The following is a 439-nucleotide window of genomic DNA, read 5'->3' on the forward strand; positions in this document are numbered from 1 at the left end:
GCCGTCCGGCAGGGTCAGGACGCCCGAACCCTGGATCTGCAGGAAGAAGAGGTCTTCGGGCCGCATCCAGGCCAGCGGCCGGTCCAGCGGCGAGGCCTCGATGGCGGCGCGGTCGTCATAGGGCACGAAGGTCCCGCCGGCGGCGCGGCCGACCACGGTCTTGCCCTTCAGGCTGGGGTCGAAGGCGCCCAGGTCCAGCATGGCCAGGTCGGCCGGACGGCCGCGCATCGGCGCGCTGAACTCTGCCGAACGCGACATGCGCGCTTCGTACTCGGGGGCGAAATAGGCGGTCAGCAGGCCCTGGCCCGAAACGGCCTCGGGGCGGAAATTGGCTTCCAGGAACTGGCGGGCGCGGGCGTCGTCGACGGGACCGGCGGCCTTGGCCCGGCGGCAGACCTCGGCCGTGGCCGGATCCTTGGCGACGCCGCAGGTCTCGCGG

At 73.1% G+C, this 439-nt stretch carries 1 protein-coding gene; it reads right to left on the bottom strand.

Going from position 1 to position 439, the window contains the following annotated elements:
* The coding region (locus AC1DBX_RS20675; protein ID WP_476932670.1) for an MltA domain-containing protein at positions 1-439 on the bottom strand (439 nt) is incomplete at both ends.

It is taken from the genome of Arthrobacter sp. 10N44_2 (genome assembly GCF_056394385.1).